This is a genomic window from Planomonospora algeriensis (assembly GCF_977012225.1).
Genome location: NZ_CDRNDK010000859.1, coordinates 1 through 1,342 on the forward strand (window position 1 = coordinate 1; position 1,342 = coordinate 1,342).

Sequence of the window (1,342 nt, forward strand, 5' to 3'; positions counted from 1 at the left end):
CAGGGCGATTTCAAAGTCGGACCGCCGATAGCCCGGCGTGACGCTATGTGATCAACGGGAGGGCGCGGATGGGCTTCCGAGCGATCGCTTGCACGGTCTCCTTGATCTTGGTGATGCCCTGCAGGCCGAACAGGCCGAGAGCCAGGTTGCGCAGGGTCGCCATCACCCGGGGACCGCTGCCGAGATATGCCTGATGGTCGTCCTCGCGCCAGACGGTGTCCCGGGCGCGATGCCCCAGGTTCTCGATGCCCCAGTGGCGGCGGGCGTGCGCCGAGATCTCGGCCGCCGACAGGCCGGCGCGGCTGGTGACCACGACGGCGACCTCCTTGCTGAGAGGACCTCCGGCCAGGTCGGCGACGTCACGGCGGATGACCGCCAGGCGGGCGGCATACGGCAGGCCGAGCGTGTCGTCGACATCGGCGGCCCAGGTGCTCCACCGGTTGATCCGCCCGTGGCCGCGCGCTTCGGTCACGTCCTGGGGACGGCCGGCGATCAGGGCGCGGCCGACGGCCACGGCGGCGGCGTGCAGGGACGAGCGGTTGCCCTTGATGGTCAGCAGGTAGTCGGCGCCGGCCTGCTCGACGAGGTGGCGGGCGGTCGCGGTGCAGGTGTGCGCGGCGTCGGCGGTGATCAGAGCCCCGGCGGCATCGGTGCCGATCATCTTCAGCAGCATGCGGACCTGCGTGGTCTCGGTGGTGGCGGCGGGCACCTGGATCTGTCCTATGGTGACGGCGTCCTGGCCGTCGCGGCGGTGGGTCATCGCCGAGAACAGCACCAGGCGTCCGTCGGCGTTCCAGGATCCGCGCAGGTCCTTGCCGTCCAGCGCGATCGTCCAGCCGTTCTCGTCGCAGGCCGCGCGGGCGCGCAGCCATGCGCCCACCGCCGCGTCCAGCGCGTCGGCGTCCAGGGTGATGAGCACCCGTCGCAGGGTGGCGCCGCTGGGCGCCATGGGCCGGCCTGAGACCGGGTGTCGGCGGCAGCCCAGCATCGTGAGCAGGCAGGCGGGCAGATCGGCCGCGGTCGAGCCCAGCTCCCGGTAGTTGACCGCTCCGGCCAGGGTCGCCACCACCGCGACGGCGAGCACCGCGACCAGCGGGTGGCGTACGCCGCGCGGGTCGCGCGGGTCGGGGATCGCCGCCAGAGTCTGCAGCAGTGACGGGATCTCGGTCTGGGCGTGGCAGACTGGCACCGATGACCTTCTTGTCGTGAGCGTGGCAGCGTGAGAACTCCCATGATCACAGACGGAAGGTCATCCTTTTTTCGGTGTCACGTTACGTGACGGCGGTCGATTGGGACGCCAGGTGATGATCACCCCAGCCGGGCTACTTTGAAATCGCCCTGG

Annotated in this window: 1 protein-coding gene; it reads right to left on the minus strand. The window is 70.7% G+C overall.

Translation table 11 applies throughout. The features are described 5' to 3' along the window. Positions 1–43 precede the first annotated feature (43 nt). Positions 44–1,189 carry an ISAs1 family transposase gene (locus ACWJ6R_RS36415; RefSeq protein ID WP_449066561.1) on the minus strand — a complete coding sequence of 382 codons (1,146 nt, stop codon included), beginning with the start codon at positions 1,187–1,189 and terminating at the stop codon, positions 44–46. Positions 1,190–1,342: the final 153 nt, after the last annotated feature.